Below are 17,393 nucleotides of genomic sequence, written 5' to 3'. Positions count from 1 at the left end.
GTAACTCCAGAAACGGTAATTTGTGAAAAATTAAACCCGCGAATTATACGCGGGTTCTTTGGTATTGCCTAACTGCGTACGGCGCAGACTCAGTCTGCTTCTTCGATCCAGGCGGCTTGAATGGCTTCAAGCACCTTCTCGCCACCGCGGGTCGGATCATCACTGAACTCCGTCAATGCCAGCACCCATTTGTGCAGATCGACGAAGTTCACGTAACGCGGATCCACATCCGGATTGGATTCAGCCAGCTGGATCGCGATTTCAAACACATCAACCCATTTCAGACTCATAACACTTCCTTGAATCAGTGCGGCGCTTCAGCTGCATGGTTGACCGAGTATTTTGGAATCTCGACGGTCAGGTCTTCAGTCCCAACGACCGCCTGACAGCCTAGACGCGATTGCGCCTCTAAGCCCCAGGCACGATCAAGAAAGTCTTCTTCCAGCTCATCCGCCTCTTCCAGCGAGTCAAAGCCTTCGCGGATGATGCAGTGACAGGTGGTGCAAGCGCAAACGCCGCCACAGGCGCTTTCCATCTCGATATGGTGCTCATGGGCCAGCTCGAGAATGGATGTACCAGGCTCAGCCTCCACAACCATGCCGTCCGGGCAAAACTTTTCGTGTGGCAGAAAAATGACCTGCGGCATCGTTATTCCTCAATCTCATTCAGGTTGCGCCCCGCCAGCGCGGCTTTCACCGTCGAGTCCAGGCGGCGGGCAGCAAAGGCATCGGTCACTTGCGACAGACGCTTGGTCTGCTGCTCGATGGCGTAACCATCGGTACCTTTCATCAGTTCGGTCAGTTCCTGCATCTGCAGCTCGATAACCATCCGCTCTTCGGCGTCGAGCAAGCGCTCACCGTCGACATCAAGGGCGGCCTGCACCGCCTCGATCAGGCGTTGGGCATCGACTTGCTGCTCACGCAGAACACGGGCAACTTTGTCGTCGCTGGCGTGCTGGAACGAATCTTTGAGCATTTTGGCGATTTCGCCGTCGGTCAGGCCGTAGGACGGTTTGACCTGGATGCTGGCCTCAACGCCCGAACCCAGCTCGCGGGCAGAAACACTGAGCAGACCGTCGGCATCGACCTGGAAGGTCACGCGAATCTTCGCCGCACCCGCCACCATCGCCGGAATACCGCGCAATTCGAAGCGTGCCAGGGAGCGGCAGTCGCTGATCAGCTCGCGCTCGCCCTGCAACACATGGATCGCCATGGCCGACTGGCCATCTTTGTAAGTCGTGAAGTCCTGAGCGCGGGCGACGGGGATGGTGGTGTTGCGTGGAATCACCTTCTCCATCAGGCCGCCCATGGTTTCCAACCCCAGGGACAACGGAATCACGTCAAGCAACAGCAGCTCGCTGCCGTCACGCTTGTTGCCAGCCAACGTATCGGCCTGGATCGCAGCACCAATGGCTACCACTTGATCCGGATCGATTTCGGTCAGCGGTTCGCGACCGAAGGCTTCAGCCACGGCTTCGCGAACGCGAGGCACACGAGTCGAGCCACCGACCATGACCACCGCATGCACTTCTTCCAGTTCGATACCGGAATCACGCACCGCGCGGCGGCAGGCTTTCAGGCTGCGAGCAACCATTGGTTCGATCAGCGCATTGAAGGCCTCACGGGTCAGCTCGGCTTTCCAGTCGCCATAAGCCACTGCAACGGACGAGGCTTGGGTCAGGGCTTCTTTGGCCGCACAGGCGGTTTGCAACAGATTGCGCTGTACACCCGGATCCAGGTCATCCGACAGGCCAGCGCCCTCGATGATCCAGCGAGCGATCGCGTGGTCGAAATCATCACCGCCCAGGGCGCTGTCGCCACCGGTAGCCAGGACTTCGAAGACACCACCGGTCAGGCGCAGAATCGAAATATCGAACGTACCGCCACCCAGATCATAAATAGCAACCAGACCTTCGGCATGCTGGTCCAGACCGTAAGCCACAGCGGCAGCGGTCGGCTCATTGAGCAACCGCAGCACGTTCAGACCGGCCAGCTTGGCCGCATCCTTGGTGGCTTGACGCTGGGCATCATCGAAATAGGCCGGAACCGTGATCACCGCACCAACCAGTTCGCCGCCCAACGTGGCCTCGGCGCGCTGACGCAGCACCTTGAGGATATCGGCGGAGACTTCGACGGGGCTTTTCGGGCCCTGAATGGTGTCGATGAACGGCATGTGCGATTCGCCGCCGACAAAGCGGTACGGCAGTTGATCGCCCAATTGCTTGACGTCGGACAGACCACGACCCATCAAGCGCTTGACCGACAGCACGGTGTTCAAAGGATCGGTGGCGGCAGCCAGTTTGGCCGACTCGCCGACCTCGACACGATCGGCGTGATAGCGCACGGCAGACGGCAGGATGACCTGCCCGTCAGCGTCAGCCAGAGGTTCGGAAAGACCACTGCGCAGCGCAGCGACCAGCGAATTGGTAGTGCCCAAGTCAATCCCCACAGCCAGACGACGCTGGTGCGGTTGAGGACTTTGGCCGGGTTCGGCGATCTGCAGTAGGGCCATCGTTATCAGGACTTATCTGTATATCAGGCGTGCGACCGGAGCGGCACTGGGTTAATCGTCGAGGCGCTCTTCTAACTGGCGCACTTCGTAGGTGAGCTTGTCGAGGAACTGCATGCGCCGCATCAGGCGTTCGGCCTGTTCACGTTGCGCTGCATTATTCCAACAGGCTGCGAAGCTTTCGTTCAGTTCATCCTGAGCAGTCTTCAGGCGACGCTTGAACACTGCAACACCCGCCAGGTCGGCGCTGTCTTGCAGGTCTTCGAGCTCTTCACGCAACTCCATCTGCTGCAGAAGAAATTCCGGATCATGCACCGTAACCTCCAGCGGCAGCTCATGACCACCCAGGGCGAGCAGATATCGCGCGCGCTTGGGAGGATTTTTGAGCGTCTGGTAGGCCTCGTTGAGGCTCGCGGATTGCTCTAGCGCCAGCCGTTGCTCTCGCTCGGAAGCGTCTGCAAAGCGGTCCGGATGAACGCTGCGCGCCAACTCACGGTAGCGCGTAGCCAGCTGGTCGAGATCCAGTTCGAAGCTCGGTTGCAGCTCAAATAAAGCGAAATGACAAGGAGTACCCACGAGTAGCCTCAGATATTGAAGCTTTCGCCGCAGCCACATTCACCGCGTACGTTGGGGTTGTTGAACTTGAAGCCTTCGTTCAACCCTTCCTTGACGAAATCGAGTTCGGTACCGTCCAGGTAGGCCAGGCTTTTCGGGTCGATGATCACTTTCTCGCCGTGACTTTCGAACACCTGATCCTCTGCAACTACCTCGTCGACAAACTCCAGCACGTAGGCAAGGCCGGAACAGCCCGTGGTGCGAACACCCAGACGAATCCCTTCACCTTTGCCGCGCCCGTTGAGGGAGCGTCGCACGTGTTGAGCAGCCGCTTCTGTCATGCTGATAGCCATCGGTGACTCCTTACTCGTCGCCAAATCTTGAAAGTCAGATCAAGCCTTTCTTCTGCTTGTAGTCGCGAACGGCCGCTTTGATAGCGTCTTCAGCAAGTACGGAGCAGTGAATTTTTACTGGCGGCAAGGCCAGTTCTTCGGCTAGCTGAGTGTTCTTGATGGTCTCTGCTTCATCCAGAGTCTTGCCTTTCATCCACTCGGTTGCCAGGGAGCTGGAGGCGATAGCCGAACCGCAACCGTAGGTCTTGAACTTGGCGTCTTCGATGATGCCTTGCTCGTTAACCTTGATCTGCAAACGCATCACGTCGCCACACGCTGGAGCGCCGACCATGCCGGTGCCGACATCAGGGTCTTCCGCGTCCATCTTGCCGACGTTTCGCGGGTTCTCGTAGTGGTCGATGACCTTTTCGCTGTAAGCCATGATTCTTAATCCTCACTCATCAGAGAGTCGCTCTTAAGCCCTGCGATCCGAAATCCTGCAGGGCCGGTTTGCGGCGACTTGAAATCAGTGTGCCGCCCACTCGATTTTCGAAATGTCGACACCGTCTTTGTACATGTCCCACAGCGGCGACAGAGTGCGCAGCTTGGTAACGGCCTCGCAGACTTTCTGCGCGGCGTAGTCGATTTCTTCTTCGGTGGTGAAACGGCCGAAGGTGAAGCGAATCGAGCTATGGGCCAATTCGTCGTTGCGGCCCAGGGCGCGCAGTACATACGAAGGCTCAAGCGATGCCGAGGTGCAGGCCGAACCGGACGAAACCGCCAGATCCTTGAGCGCCATGATCAGCGACTCGCCCTCAACGTAGTTGAAGCTCAGGTTCAGGTTGTGCGGAACGCGAGCGGTCATGCTGCCATTGATGTACAGCTCTTCGAGGTCTTCGACCTGCTTGAAGAAACGGTCGCTCAGGGCCTTGATGCGGAGGTTCTCGGCAGCCATGTCTTCTTTGGCTACGCGGAAAGCTTCACCCATGCCGACAATCTGGTGGGTCGCCAGGGTGCCGGAACGCATGCCACGTTCGTGACCGCCGCCGTGCATGGTCGCTTCGATGCGAACACGCGGCTTGCGGCTTACGTACAGTGCGCCGATGCCTTTAGGGCCGTAGGTTTTGTGGGCGGAGAACGACATCATGTCGACTTTCAGCTTCGACAGGTCGATCTCGACCTTGCCGGTGGACTGAGCAGCGTCGACGTGGAACAGAATGCCCTTGGAACGGGTCAGTTCGCCGATGGCCTCGATGTCGTTGATGGTGCCGATTTCGTTGTTCACGTGCATGACCGAGACCAGGATGGTGTCGTCGCGCAGGGCGGCTTCGATCATCTCCGGCGTAACCAGACCATCAGTGCGCGGCTCGAGGTAGGTCACTTCGAAGCCTTCACGCTCCAGTTGGCGCATGGTGTCGAGGACAGCCTTGTGCTCAATCTTGGTGGTGATCAGGTGTTTGCCTTTGGTGGCATAGAAATGCGCCGCACCCTTGATTGCCAGGTTGTCGGATTCGGTGGCACCGGAGGTCCAGACGATTTCACGCGGGTCGGCGTTGACCAGGTCAGCGACCTGACGACGAGCGTTTTCGACGGACTCTTCAGCTTTCCAGCCGAATACGTGGGAACGGGACGCCGGATTACCGAAGTTTCCGTCAACCAGCAAGCATTCACTCATCTTTTGCGCGACACGCGGATCAACCGGGGTCGTCGCAGAGTAATCAAGGTAAATCGGCAATTTCATGGACTATCTCCTAAATCAGGCTGGCTGGCGTGCCGCTAGCTCTTTGGCTGTCATTCGACGGCGGACGCTTCAATCTTGTCCAGGCGTGGCGTCTTGCTGTTGCAACGACGCTGATCCTGACGCTGGGCTACTTCTTGTACCTCACGGCGAGTGACAAGGTCAGCCAAGCTGATACCGCTCAGAAATTCGTGAATCTGCAGGCTCAGATCGCACCACAAGTGGTGGGTCAGACAGGTGTCGCCTTGATGGCAATCGCCTTGGCCCTGGCATTTGGTTGCATCGACCGATTCGTTCACCGCATCGATCACCTGGGCGACCTGGATGCCCTGCATGTCGCGGGACAGCTGGTAGCCACCGCCTGGACCACGAACACTGGACACCAGATTGCTGCGGCGCAATTTGGCGAAGAGCTGTTCGAGGTAGGACAGGGAGATGCCTTGGCGCTCGGAGATATCGGCCAGGGACACCGGCCCGTGCTGCGCATGCAACGCCAGGTCAAGCATGGCGGTCACGGCGTATCGGCCTTTTGTAGTCAGTCGCATGGACAATTACCACGGAGTTCAGAATGGGGCGAGTATGCAATTCCCGAGTATTTAAGTCAACTATAAGACCTAGTGCTTTAGTCAGGATTAGCCGCAAAAGAGCGGCCGCATCATAGCAAAGGCGGGCCGGTTACAGCCAGCAATTGCGCGTTATCGTTCTTCGCGAGCAAACCCGCTCCCACAAAGGGGCCAACTCGGTTTAACTGGCCTGACTCTGATCCTTATCCTTCACACACGCGAAGTCTTCTTCGCGCAGTTCAGGCAGATCCTTGGCGCAATAGTTGCTGCCCAGATCCTTCAACGCACCGCACATGCCCTCCAGACGGCCATCGACCGCCTGCAGATGATCGAGGAGCTGGCCAATGGCGCGAGCCACCGGGTCGGGCATGTCTTCGCCGACACCGTAGGCATCAAAGCCAATCTTCTCGGCCATGGCCTTGCGCTTGGCATCCTGTTCATCATCGGACTTGATGATGATCCGCCCAGGAATCCCTACTACCGTCGCCCCGGCCGGAACAGCTTTGGTGACCACGGCATTGGAACCGACCTTGGCTCCGGCGCCAACCGTGAACGGGCCAAGCACCTTGGCCCCCGCCCCAACCACCACGCCATCTTCAAGCGTCGGATGACGCTTGCCCTTGCTCCAGCTGGTGCCACCCAGGGTCACGCCCTGATAAAGGGTGACGTCATTGCCGATCTCAGCGGTTTCACCAATGACGATGCCCATGCCATGGTCGATAAAGAATCGACGACCGACCTTGGCGCCCGGATGGATCTCAATCCCGGTCAACCAGCGACCGAAGTTCGACACCAGTCGCGCCAGCCACTTCCAGCCCATCCCCCACAGGGCCGACGACAGGCGATGGATCCAGATGGCGTGCATGCCCGGGTAGCACGTCAGAACTTCAAAGGCGTTGCGCGCTGCCGGATCACGATGGAAAACACTCTGGATATCTTCACGCAAACGCTCGAACATTTTTAATCCTTCCGCTTAAGAAGCTCGCCACGGGCCGCTTTCTGGGTTTCCGTGAGGATGCCACGCAATATATTCATTTCCGCCCGGCTGACCGAGCTGCGTCCGTACAACCGGCGCAGGCGCGCCATCAAGTGCCGTGGTTTTTCCGGATCGAGGAACTCGATGGCCACCAGGGTTTGCTCCAGGTGCTCATAGAATCGCTCCAGTTCATCCATGGTCGCCAGCTCACCACTTTTGGTGGACGCCACTTCATCCTTCTCGACCTTGCTCGGCTGACCTTGGGCCGCGAGCCAGGACATCCGCACTTCATAGCTCAACACCTGCACCGCTGCCCCAAGGTTCAGCGAACTGAACTCAGGGTCTGATGGGATGTGCACGTGATAATGACATCGCTGCAGCTCTTCATTGGTCAGGCCGGAATCTTCACGACCAAACACCAAGGCAATCTCGGCGCCCTGCCCGGCTTCCTCGACCACTTTCACGCCGCACTCGCGGGGATCGAGCAACGGCCAGGGAATGCGCCGGTCGCGAGCGCTGGTGCCGAGCACCAGATTGCAGCCGACCAAGGCATCTTCCAAGGTGGCGACGACTTGCGCGTTTTCAAGGATGTCCCCGGCGCCGGAGGCACGAGCATCAGCCTCGTGGTGCGGGAACAACCGCGGTTCGACCAGCACCAGCCGCGACAGGCCCATGTTCTTCATAGCACGCGCAGCCCCGCCGATGTTGCCGGGATGGCTGGTATTGACCAGGACGACACGAATGTTATGCAGCAAGGGAGGCGCTCTCGAACACGTTAATGGGGAGCAGAATCTTACAGCTCAACCTACCGTTAAGCTATGAAAGCGAACACTGACCTTCACCTGTAGAAACTTTCTGATAGAATGCCCGGCTTTCTTTAACAACCTTAGGTGACACATCCATGCAGCCCATGCTGAATATCGCGCTGCGCGCCGCCCGCAGCGCCAGTGAATTGATCTTCCGCTCCATCGAGCGCCTGGATACCATCAAGGTCGACGAAAAAGACGCCAAGGATTACGTATCCGAGGTGGATCGCGCCGCCGAACAGAAAATCATCGACGCGCTGCGCAAGGCCTACCCTACCCACGGCATTCTCGGCGAAGAAACCGGCATGCACCCGGGTAGCGGCGAAGGCGAAGAATACCTGTGGATCATCGATCCACTGGACGGCACCACCAACTTCCTGCGCGGCATTCCTCACTTCGCTGTCAGCATCGCCTGCAAATACCGCGGTCGCCTGGAACACGCTGTTGTTCTGGACCCGGTTCGCCAGGAAGAATTCACCGCCAGCCGTGGTCGCGGCGCTCAACTGAACGGTCGTCGTCTGCGCGTCAGCGGTCGCACCAGCCTGGACGGCGCCTTGCTGGGCACCGGCTTCCCGTTCCGCGATGACCAGATGGACAACCTCGACAACTACCTGGGCATGTTCCGCGCCCTGGTTGGCCAGACTGCCGGCATCCGCCGCGCTGGCTCGGCGAGCCTGGACCTGGCCTACGTGGCTGCCGGCCGTTTCGACGCCTTCTGGGAATCGGGCCTGTCCGAGTGGGACATGGCTGCAGGCGCCCTGCTGATCCAGGAAGCTGGCGGCCTGGTGAGCGACTTCACCGGCGGCCACGACTTCCTTGAAAAAGGCCACGTCGTTGCCGGCAACACCAAGTGCTTCAAAGCAGTATTGACGGCCATCCAGCCGCACCTGCCGGCTTCGCTTAAGCGCTAAGCGCCCGGCCACAAAAAAGCACCCTTCGGGGTGCTTTTTTTTGAATCTGAGTTTCAGCTAATTACTGAGCCGGCTCGCTCTGCGACAGAACCAACTTACCTTCCTTGTCGACCGGAATCTGGTTGCCCGGATCGCGATCCATCCGCACCTTGCCTTCCTTGCCGTCGAGCGAATAACGAACGTCATAACCTACAACTTTGTCGCTGATGTCATTGACCGTGTTGCAGCGAGTTTGAGTCGTGGTGTAGGTGTCACGCTCCTGCATGCCCTCCTGCACCTTGTTGCCCGCATAACCGCCGCCGACCGCACCGGCCACTGTGGCGATCTTCTTGCCTGTACCGCCGCCGATCTGGTTGCCCAATAGGCCACCTGCCAGCGCACCCACCACCGTACCGGCGATCTGATGTTGATCTTTCACCGGCGCCTGCCGGGTTACTGCAACGTCCTTGCACACTTCACGTGGCGTCTTGATTTGTGTCTTGACCGGGTCAACGGCTAGAACTTGCGCATACTCAGGGCCGCTTTTAACCAGGCTGTAGGTGGCAACAGCACCCCCGGCAGTCACACCGACAGCACCCAATACCGCACCAACCAGCAACGACTTGTTCACATGAACCTCCTGACCATCACATGCGGGACACGCCCGCGCTTCTCCCAGCCTTGGAGCATAAAAAAAGGCGCGAGTTCAACTCGCGCCTTTTTTTGGCAGACAACTGCAAGACGATGGCCGTTATGGGCGGTCGTCGACTTCCTTATCGGTAGCCACTGCAGGAATCAGATCCTCGGTGCTCAGGTTCAGCCAGATCAGCACGACGTTAGCGATGTAGATCGACGAGTAAGTACCCGCCAGAACACCGATGAACAGCGCGATGGAGAAGCCGAACAGATTGTCGCCACCGAAGAACAACAGGGCCGCGATCGCCAGCAAGGTGGAGATCGACGTCGCCATGGTCCGCAGCAAGGTTTGCGTGGTCGAGATGTTGATGTTCTCGATCAGGCTGGCCTTGCGCAGGACTCGGAAGTTCTCACGAACCCGGTCGAATACCACAATGGTGTCGTTGAGCGAGTAACCAATGATCGCCAGTACCGCCGCCAGCACCGTCAAATCGAAGGTGATCTGGAAGAACGACAGGATACCGATGGTCACGATCACATCGTGGATCAGCGAGACAATGGCACCGATCGCAAACTTCCACTGAAAGCGGAAAGCCAGGTAGATCAGAATACCGCCGAGCGCCATCAGCATGCCGAGGCCGCCCTGGTCGCGCAGCTCTTCACCCACCTGAGGGCCAACGAACTCGACGCGCTTGACCACGGCCGGGTTGTCGCCACCGACCTTCTGCAGCGCTTCCGCCACTTGATGGCCCAGCTGCGGATCCTCACCCGGCATGCGCACCAGCAGATCGGTAGTCGCACCAAAGCTCTGCACGATCGCGTCGTGATAACCCGAAGTGGCCAGCTGCTCTCGCACCTTGGTGACATCGGCGGGACGTTCGTAGGTCAGCTCGATGAGCGTACCGCCGGTGAAGTCCAGGCCCCAGTTCATGCCCTTGGTGGCGACGCTGAACAATGCCAGCAAGGTAAGAAACAATGTGACGCCGAACGCAACGTTGCGAACGCCCATGAAGTTGATTGTACGTAACATGGCAGCCCCTTAAATCCACAACTTCTTGAAGTCACGACCGCCGAAGATCAGGTTGACCATCGCGCGGGTCACCATGATGGCCGTGAACATCGAGGTAAAGATCCCGAGGGACATCGTCACTGCGAAACCTTTGACCGGGCCTGTGCCCATCGCAAAGAGAATCCCGCCGACCAACAGAGTGGTCAGGTTGGCGTCGAGAATCGCGGTGAATGCCCGACCGAAGCCTTCGTTAATTGCCCGCTGCACGGTCATGCCCGCCGCGATCTCTTCACGTATCCGCGAGAAGATCAGAACGTTGGCGTCGACCGCCATACCCATGGTCAACACGATACCGGCGATACCCGGCAGGGTCAGCGTTGCACCCAGCAGCGACATCAAGGCCAGCAGCATCACCATGTTCACCGTCAACGCGACGGTGGCGATGATGCCGAAGAAGCGGTAGATAGCCATGATGAACAGCGAGACAAACAGCATGCCCCACAACGATGCATCGACACCCTTGACGATGTTGTCGGCACCCAGGCTTGGGCCAATGGTGCGCTCTTCAGCGAAGTACATCGGTGCAGCCAGACCACCGGCACGCAGCAGCAGCGCCAGTTCGGACGACTCGCCCTGGCCATTCAGGCCAGTGATACGGAATTGAGCACCCAGCGGCGACTGGATGGTCGCCAGGCTGATGATCTTCTTCTCTTCCTTGAAGGTTTGAACCGGCACGTCTTTCTCGACGCCGTTAACCACTTGCTTGACGTAAGTGGTGACCGGGCGTTGCTCGATGAAGATCACCGCCATGCTGCGACCGACGTTGCTGCGGGTCGCACGACTCATCAGCTCGCCACCGTGGCCATCCAGACGGATGTTCACTTCCGGCGTGCCTTGCTCGCCGAAGCCAGCCTTGGCATCGGTGACCTGGTCACCCGTGATGATCAAGCCACGCTCGATTTGCGCTGACGGACGATTGCCTTCACGGAATTCGAAGCTTTCAGAAGTGGCTTTCGATGCACCAGGCTCAGCCGCCAGTCGGAACTCAAGGTTGGCCGTCTTGCCGAGGATACGCTTGGCTTCGGCGGTGTCTTGCACGCCCGGCAGCTCAACCACGATGCGGTTGGCGCCCTGACGCTGAACGATCGGTTCGGCAACACCCAGCTCGTTGACGCGGTTACGTACCGTGGTCAAGTTCTGCTTGATGGAATATTCGCGGATTTCCGCCAGCTTGGCCGGGGTCATCGCCAGACGCAGTACCGGTTGGCCATTGAGGTCGGCCGGAACAATATCGAAATCGTTGAAGTTCTTGCGGATCAGTGCACGAGCTTGTTCACGGGCTGCTTCATCAGTGAAACCCAACTGAATGGCACCGTCCAGTTGCGGCAGGCTGCGATAGCGCAGTTTCTCTTTACGCAACAGGCTCTTGACGTCGCCTTCGTAGACTTTCAGGCGTGCATCGAGGGCTTTGTCCATGTCCACTTCGAGCAGGAAGTGCACACCACCGGACAAGTCCAGACCCAGCTTCATCGGGTGCGCGCCAAGGCTGCGCAGCCATTGCGGGGTGGTTTGTGCCAGGTTCAGTGCAACGACGTAGTCATCACCCAATGCCTTGCGCACGACGTCCTTGGCAGGCAGCTGGTCTTCAGCCTTGGTCAGACGAATCAGACCGCCCTTGCCGTTCGCTGCCAGGGTGGCAGCCTTGACGTTGATCCCGGATTCCTTGAGCGCTGTGCCCACACGATCCAGATCAGCCTGAGTCACTTGCAGTGCAGTGCTTGCACCGCCGACCTGAATGGCCGGGTCATCAGGATATAGATTGGGAGCGGAATAAATCAGACCGACCGCTAGCACCGCCAGGATCAGAATGTATTTCCACAGAGGGTATTTGTTCAGCATCACGCCGCCCGCTTATGACGCGGGGCGCCTTGCGCGCCCCGTCGATTGAGTAGAAGTTGAAACTTAGATCGCTTTCAGCGTGCCTTTTGGCAGCGTGGCGGCGATGGCGCCTTTCTGGAACTTCATTTCGATGGTGTCGGAAACTTCCAGAACAACGAAATCGTCTGCCACTTTAGTGATCTTGCCGGCGATACCACCGGTGGTCACCACTTCGTCGCCTTTCTGCAGGCTGCCGAGCAGGTTCTTCTGCTCTTTGGCGCGCTTGGCCTGTGGACGCCAGATCATCAGGTAGAAGATGACCAGGAAACCGACCAGGAAAATCCACTCAAAACCACCACCCATTGGGCCTGCCGCAGGTGCAGCAGCGTCAGCCATGGCATTAGAGATAAAAAAGCTCATTTAGCACTCCAGTTGCAAATGTTGAATCTTGGGGTCAGAAAACTCAGTCCAAAGGCGGAACAGGAATCCCGCGTTTGGCGTAGAAGGCATCGACAAAGGCGGCCAATGTACCCTGTTGAATAGCCTCGCGCAAACCAGCCATAAGCACCTGGTAATGGCGCAAATTGTGGATGGTATTCAACATGCTACCCAGCATTTCGCCGCACTTGTCCAGATGGTGTAGATAAGCACGAGAGAAGTTCTGGCAGGTGTAGCAATCGCAGGTCGGATCCAGCGGCGAATCATCATGGCGATGGAACGCGTTACGGATCTTCAGCACGCCTGTATCAATGAAAAGATGCCCATTGCGGGCATTACGGGTTGGCATCACGCAATCGAACATGTCCACACCGCGGCGCACACCCTCAACCAGATCTTCCGGTTTGCCAACGCCCATAAGGTAACGAGGTTTGTCAGCCGGCATCTGACCTGGCAGGTAGTCGAGCACCTTGATCATCTCGTGTTTCGGCTCGCCCACCGACAGACCGCCGATGGCCAGGCCATCGAAGCCGATTTGATCGAGGCCTTCCAGGGAACGCATGCGCAGATCCTGGTGCATACCGCCCTGAACAATACCGAACAGCGCCGCCGTGTTGTCGCCATGCGCCTCTTTCGAACGCTTCGCCCAACGCAACGACAGCTCCATCGAAATCCGCGCGACGTCTTCATCAGCAGGATACGGCGTGCATTCGTCAAAGATCATCACGATGTCCGAGCCCAGGTCACGCTGGACCTGCATCGACTCTTCCGGGCCCATGAACACTTTGGCGCCGTCGACAGGAGAGGCGAAGGTCACGCCCTCCTCCTTGATCTTGCGCATCGCGCCCAGGCTGAATACCTGAAAACCACCGGAGTCGGTCAGAATCGGGCCTTTCCACTGCATGAAATCGTGCAGGTCGCCGTGCTTCTTGATCACTTCGGTGCCAGGACGCAGCCACAAGTGAAAGGTGTTACCCAGAATGATTTCCGCGCCAGTGGCAGTGATATCCCGCGGCAGCATGCCCTTGACCGTGCCGTACGTGCCCACCGGCATGAAGGCCGGGGTTTCGACGGTACCGCGCGGGAAGGTCAAACGACCGCGACGAGCCTTGCCGTCAGTGGCCAGCAGTTCAAACGACATACGACTCATACAGTTTCCTCAGGGCCCGATTCTTTAGGGGCAGTCGGCGCAGGATTACGGGTGATGAACATCGCATCACCGTAGCTGAAAAAGCGGTAACCATGCTCCACCGCTGCTTTATAGGCAGCCATGGCTTCGGGATAACCGGCGAACGCCGAAACCAGCATCAACAGCGTGGATTCGGGCAAATGAAAGTTGGTGACCAGGGCATCGACCACATGAAACGGCCGGCCCGGGTAGATAAAGATGTCGGTGTCGCCACTGAACGGCTTGAGCACGCCATCGCGCGCGGCGCTTTCCAGGGAACGCACGCTGGTGGTCCCCACAGCGATCACCCGACCACCGCGAGCGCGACAGGCTTCGACTGCATCGACCACGTCTTGACCGACTTCCAGCCACTCACTGTGCATGTGGTGGTCTTCGATCTTCTCGACGCGCACCGGCTGGAACGTGCCAGCGCCGACGTGCAACGTCACGAACGCCTTCTCGACGCCCTTGGCGGCAATCGCCTCCATCAGCGGCTGATCGAAATGCAGCCCCGCCGTCGGCGCCGCCACCGCGCCCAGGCGCTCGGCGTAGACCGTCTGATAACGCTCGCGGTCCGAGCCTTCATCCGGGCGGTCTATATAAGGAGGCAACGGCATATGCCCGACGCGATCAAGCAGCGGCAACACCTCTTCGGCGAACCCCAACTCGAACAACGTATCGTGCCGCGCCAGCATCTCAGCCTCGCCACCACCGTCGATCAGGATCTTCGAACCGGGCTTGGGCGACTTGCTGGAACGCACATGAGCCAGCACGCGATGACTGTCGAGCACCCGCTCCACCAGGATTTCCAGTTTGCCGCCGGAAGCCTTCTGGCCAAACAGCCGCGCCGGAATCACCCGGGTATTGTTGAACACCATCAAATCGCCCGGGCGCAAATGCTCGAGCAAATCAGTGAATTGACGGTGCGCCAGGGCGCCGCTGACCCCATCCAGGGTCAACAGGCGACTATTGCGACGCTCAGCCAAAGGGTGGCGAGCGATCAGCGAATCAGGGAGTTCGAAAGTAAAGTCAGCAACGCGCATGATGGGGTTCGTCTAGCAGGGGCCGGAAGTCTAGCCGAAATAGTGAAAATTCTCTATGTACCTGATTGACCGACGGTAATCTCATCTCTATACTTCGCCGCCATTGAGCCCTGATGGCGGAATTGGTAGACGCGGCGGATTCAAAATCCGTTTTCGCAAGAAGTGGGAGTTCGAGTCTCCCTCGGGGCACCAAAATTAAGAAAGGTCTTGCTTTGCAAGGCCTTTTTTTTCGCCTATAGAAAAGACATTGCGCCCCGCCTCGATCCAGGAGATGCCGAAGGCTGCGATCTTTTGGTCTTTGCATTCTCGGCCGGCACGACACTTCTCAAGGATTCACCCCATGGAATTGCTACTGGAAACCGTCGCCCTCTTCTCCCTCAAGCTCGCTTACGAGACGGAAGGTGAAAGTCCGATTCTGCGTGACGATCTGATGATGAGTGATTATGAGAGGGAGGTGTTTGGGTTGTTGGTGCGCCGGGGGGATGTTAAGGCGATCCAGAGGAAAGTGGATGAATGCCTGAGTCTGGCGCTGAATGCCCTCGGCGGTGTTGATACAGTCCTGGGCCGCGAACTGCATAGGGTGTCAGCAGATTTCAGCGTTGCGCGGACGATAGAGCAGCTTGATGCCCCACTCATCGCGCTCAAGGATTATCTGAAAGATATTCAGTGAGTGATGTTGTTGAGCGCGATACCAGCTCCCCACTGAGAGTGGTTGTTTCGAAAAGAGAACTAAAGTCTGTTGGTTATTTCCTTCCATATATCGGCATATCTATATCTGAGCCACGCAACCAAAACTTTGTCAAACTGCCTCTGAAACCAATTTTTTTCTCTCGCTGCAAGTCTCTCTTCAATCATGGCATTGAGCGAGTCCGGCTCAAAACCCGTCCAAACTGGCGGAACGGCTGATTCGATGTTTGTAAAGCACACAGGCGCGACTTCTGAGTAAAGAACTTCATTAACTGTCTGAAGCTCAAAGCCTCTTACTTGCTCCGCTATATAGTCGTAATCTACCGGCGCGTCGACAAATGCATCAGACAGGGCGGTTCTGATTTTTGACAGTTCAGGCTGACTCAAAATATATCCCAATGTGAAAACTCCTCTAGCTCCTCATCGAGCGAATCCGCTACCGCTTCACCGGCTACGCCACCAGCGACGGTTCCCACCAAGACGACAGCAATTGCGCAAATGGGAGCACCAGGCCCACAAAGAGCGCTGACTCCAAGCCCTGCAAGAAGGCCTCCCACAGCACCACTACCTACGATGATGCCTTGACGCGCCGTTTCCTTTGGCTTGTTTTCAGCATTCAGAATTTGATAGGTCGCGAGGGCGGCGGTGACTAGAATCCCGAGCTTCCCCATCATGCGCATTTTTTGAGTGCCTTTCGTGAACGAGGCATCGTCCCGACCGGCCGCTTCCAGAATTGTGTAGTGGATTTTGGTTTGTTCTGCTGGAGAAAGGTTGATGTATTTCTTTTTAAAGAGACGCTCGGAGTAACGGTCAAACAGCGAGTTAAGCGTCCTGCCATCGGGCTTCTTTTTTTGGACGATGGCTAGACCTTGGGCGGATGTGTATTTGCGATGCTCCATCATGATCTTGTTTCTCATTTCATGACTGAACTGTACGCCCTCATGCGCGGTAATTTTCCCTGCTTTGACGTCCGCCAATGTTTGCTGAGACATGCGCCTGATATTTTTCATGTAGCTCGCCCGGACCTTTTCGTCAGAGACAGCATCCAGAGAAAATCTCAGAGCAGTCCCCTCCATTAGTTCCAGGGCTCTGTTGAGTGGAGAGTCTGTTAACGAGTGTTCACGTTGAATGACATAGCTGCCGGTGACAAGGTACGGTTCAGTCATAGGATGTTCCTTATCCTAAAATTTTATTCAAAAGGCTTTCTGTAAGAGACGAAGTATCGGTTGTCGAATTCTCGTCGAACTTGAGCATCAAACACACTTTTCCTGAGGGGTTAGGAAATTTAACAGCGTTGTCCCTGTTAAATACGCCTGAAAGTGTTGATCCATCCTCAAAATGCGCCGTACACGATAAACCTTCATAGCTTTCGGTGGCAGGGATTCTGAAGCCTATCCAGCTAGCGCCAAGAGCGAGAGGCGCCGGGGGAACAAATGGGCAGGGTGTATGGGAGTCACCAATTATCACTGTCCCCGAACCACCAATGACAACACTGCCGTGGGTTCCGCCGGTATCAATGGTCGCGGCATTCTTACCGTTGATGAAAACAGTGGAGGACAGACCAGTGGACAACGCACTGCCACAAGTACAGGTATCGCCTTGGCGTGCGGCTGAAAGCCCATCGAAGAAAACGTCTGGCGAGCCTGTCGCGATAGGATTGGTACCGTGCCCCGGTAGCGGGCAGCTTGAAGGGTCGGTTTTACGCGCTGCTGGCTTAGCCAAGATGACCTCCTGTCATTGGATCCTGATTTGGCAAGTAACCTAACAGATTGCTGCGGCTGTTGTGTACCTCCCAGCGAGGGAAAGCGACAGACCGGACTTTCTTGATTCAGGTGATTGCAAACGAATCTTCAAGGTTGCGGGCAGGGGTTCTGCGCGATACCCTTCCGCCGTCGCTGCCAATTCAGCGACCGGGTGTGGAAACCCGTGTAATTCAAGGCGCAACAGCGCCCCCATCACGTCTGCCGGCGCTTTTTTTGTGTCTGCGGCGTGAGTTATGGCGGCTGTGCGTGGGACGTCTTCGGGCGTGCCGGTTTCCTTGATTACCGGTTTTCCACCCTGCGCACAGCTGTCACCCATTCGTGTGGAAACGAATGTGGCAGCTCCACATATCAAGGAGTCTGATAATGCGCAGCATCAATCCGTACAAAATTTGGCTTTTCCCTC

21 protein-coding genes and 1 tRNA gene are annotated in these 17,393 nt (G+C 57.4%); 3 read left to right on the top strand and 19 right to left on the bottom strand.

All coding sequences use genetic code 11. The features are described from left to right. Positions 1-89: 89 nt before the first annotated feature. The 10 genes from iscX to trmJ form a co-directional block, all read right to left on the bottom strand. Positions 90-290, bottom strand: coding sequence for a Fe-S cluster assembly protein IscX (gene iscX / locus ACYZTR_RS06140; protein ID WP_461977274.1), 201 nt, complete (start codon positions 288-290; stop codon positions 90-92). Positions 291-304: 14 nt separating this feature from the next. Then, positions 305-646, bottom strand: a complete 342-nt coding sequence (gene fdx, locus ACYZTR_RS06135; protein ID WP_461977272.1) for an ISC system 2Fe-2S type ferredoxin — start codon at positions 644-646, stop codon at positions 305-307. Positions 647-648: 2 nt separating this feature from the next. Then, positions 649-2,511: a Fe-S protein assembly chaperone HscA gene (hscA, locus tag ACYZTR_RS06130; protein WP_461977270.1), complete on the bottom strand. Its 1,863-nt coding sequence runs from the start codon at positions 2,509-2,511 to the stop codon at positions 649-651. Positions 2,512-2,562: 51 nt separating this feature from the next. Further along, entirely contained in the window at positions 2,563-3,084 is a 522-nt protein-coding gene (hscB, locus tag ACYZTR_RS06125) for a co-chaperone HscB (protein ID WP_461977268.1), read from the bottom strand. Between the two features lie 8 nt (positions 3,085-3,092). Further along, positions 3,093-3,416, bottom strand: coding sequence for an iron-sulfur cluster assembly protein IscA (gene iscA / locus ACYZTR_RS06120; protein ID WP_007903589.1), 324 nt, complete (start codon positions 3,414-3,416; stop codon positions 3,093-3,095). 34 nt (positions 3,417-3,450) lie between these two features. Continuing rightward, positions 3,451-3,837: a Fe-S cluster assembly scaffold IscU gene (gene iscU, locus ACYZTR_RS06115; RefSeq protein ID WP_003443374.1), complete on the bottom strand. Its 387-nt coding sequence runs from the start codon at positions 3,835-3,837 to the stop codon at positions 3,451-3,453. An 84-nt stretch (positions 3,838-3,921) separates the two neighbouring features. Continuing rightward, positions 3,922-5,136 carry an IscS subfamily cysteine desulfurase gene (locus ACYZTR_RS06110; RefSeq protein WP_449644198.1) on the bottom strand — a complete coding sequence of 405 codons (1,215 nt, stop codon included), beginning with the start codon at positions 5,134-5,136 and terminating at the stop codon, positions 3,922-3,924. A gap of 50 nt (positions 5,137-5,186) precedes the next feature. Continuing rightward, on the bottom strand, positions 5,187-5,678 hold the full coding sequence (gene iscR / locus ACYZTR_RS06105) for a Fe-S cluster assembly transcriptional regulator IscR (protein WP_008042436.1): 492 nt from the start codon (positions 5,676-5,678) through the stop codon (positions 5,187-5,189). Between the two features lie 199 nt (positions 5,679-5,877). Further along, positions 5,878-6,654: a serine O-acetyltransferase gene (gene cysE, locus ACYZTR_RS06100; RefSeq protein ID WP_461977266.1), complete on the bottom strand. Its 777-nt coding sequence runs from the start codon at positions 6,652-6,654 to the stop codon at positions 5,878-5,880. 2 nt (positions 6,655-6,656) lie between these two features. Next, the gene (gene trmJ, locus ACYZTR_RS06095; RefSeq protein ID WP_461977264.1) at positions 6,657-7,427 is read right to left on the bottom strand and encodes a tRNA (cytosine(32)/uridine(32)-2'-O)-methyltransferase TrmJ; all 771 of its coding nucleotides are present in this window, start codon (positions 7,425-7,427) and stop codon (positions 6,657-6,659) included. Between the two features lie 146 nt (positions 7,428-7,573). Between trmJ and suhB the strand changes: the two genes are divergently transcribed. After that, on the top strand, positions 7,574-8,389 hold the full coding sequence (gene suhB / locus ACYZTR_RS06090) for a type III secretion system regulator SuhB (RefSeq protein WP_008147729.1): 816 nt from the start codon (positions 7,574-7,576) through the stop codon (positions 8,387-8,389). 61 nt (positions 8,390-8,450) lie between these two features. Here the strand turns inward: suhB and ACYZTR_RS06085 are convergent, their stop codons facing one another. The 6 genes from ACYZTR_RS06085 to queA all read right to left on the bottom strand — a co-directional run bounded on the left by ACYZTR_RS06085 (position 8,451) and on the right by queA (position 14,540). Further along, on the bottom strand, positions 8,451-8,999 hold the full coding sequence (locus ACYZTR_RS06085; protein WP_461977262.1) for a glycine zipper 2TM domain-containing protein: 549 nt from the start codon (positions 8,997-8,999) through the stop codon (positions 8,451-8,453). Between the two features lie 120 nt (positions 9,000-9,119). After that, positions 9,120-10,034 carry a protein translocase subunit SecF gene (gene secF / locus ACYZTR_RS06080; protein ID WP_461977260.1) on the bottom strand — a complete coding sequence of 305 codons (915 nt, stop codon included), beginning with the start codon at positions 10,032-10,034 and terminating at the stop codon, positions 9,120-9,122. A gap of 9 nt (positions 10,035-10,043) precedes the next feature. Beyond that, entirely contained in the window at positions 10,044-11,912 is a 1,869-nt protein-coding gene (gene secD / locus ACYZTR_RS06075) for a protein translocase subunit SecD (RefSeq protein ID WP_461977258.1), read from the bottom strand. Positions 11,913-11,975: 63 nt separating this feature from the next. Next, complete coding sequence (yajC, locus tag ACYZTR_RS06070; protein WP_046046023.1) at positions 11,976-12,311, bottom strand: preprotein translocase subunit YajC; 336 nt, start codon at positions 12,309-12,311, stop codon at positions 11,976-11,978. Positions 12,312-12,354: 43 nt separating this feature from the next. Further along, positions 12,355-13,470 carry a tRNA guanosine(34) transglycosylase Tgt gene (gene tgt / locus ACYZTR_RS06065; protein WP_461979596.1) on the bottom strand — a complete coding sequence of 372 codons (1,116 nt, stop codon included), beginning with the start codon at positions 13,468-13,470 and terminating at the stop codon, positions 12,355-12,357. 5 nt (positions 13,471-13,475) lie between these two features. After that, the gene (queA, locus tag ACYZTR_RS06060; protein ID WP_461977256.1) at positions 13,476-14,540 is read right to left on the bottom strand and encodes a tRNA preQ1(34) S-adenosylmethionine ribosyltransferase-isomerase QueA; all 1,065 of its coding nucleotides are present in this window, start codon (positions 14,538-14,540) and stop codon (positions 13,476-13,478) included. A gap of 107 nt (positions 14,541-14,647) precedes the next feature. On the opposite strand from queA, the gene ACYZTR_RS06055 reads away from it, so the two are divergent. Beyond that, a tRNA-Leu gene (locus ACYZTR_RS06055) sits at positions 14,648-14,732 on the top strand. A gap of 148 nt (positions 14,733-14,880) precedes the next feature. Then, positions 14,881-15,210 (top strand): hypothetical protein, encoded by a 330-nt coding sequence (locus ACYZTR_RS06050; protein WP_461977254.1) that lies wholly within the window; start codon positions 14,881-14,883, stop codon positions 15,208-15,210. Positions 15,211-15,269: 59 nt separating this feature from the next. Here the strand turns inward: ACYZTR_RS06050 and ACYZTR_RS06045 are convergent, their stop codons facing one another. The 3 genes from ACYZTR_RS06045 to ACYZTR_RS06035 are packed head-to-tail and all read right to left on the bottom strand — an operon-like array spanning position 15,270 to position 16,949. Next, a complete protein-coding gene (locus tag ACYZTR_RS06045) occupies positions 15,270-15,626 on the bottom strand; it encodes a DUF7079 family protein (RefSeq protein WP_461968784.1) in 357 nt (118 codons plus the stop codon). Continuing rightward, positions 15,611-16,393: a hypothetical protein gene (locus tag ACYZTR_RS06040; protein WP_461977252.1), complete on the bottom strand. Its 783-nt coding sequence runs from the start codon at positions 16,391-16,393 to the stop codon at positions 15,611-15,613. Before ACYZTR_RS06040 ends, ACYZTR_RS06045 begins: the two co-directional genes overlap by 16 nt. Positions 16,394-16,403: 10 nt before the next feature. Continuing rightward, positions 16,404-16,949, bottom strand: a complete 546-nt coding sequence (locus ACYZTR_RS06035) for a PAAR domain-containing protein (RefSeq protein ID WP_461977250.1) — start codon at positions 16,947-16,949, stop codon at positions 16,404-16,406. Positions 16,950-17,393: the final 444 nt, after the last annotated feature.

It is taken from the genome of Pseudomonas sp. Hz4 (assembly GCF_054898165.1).
This window is presented reverse-complemented; position numbering and strand designations above follow the sequence as displayed.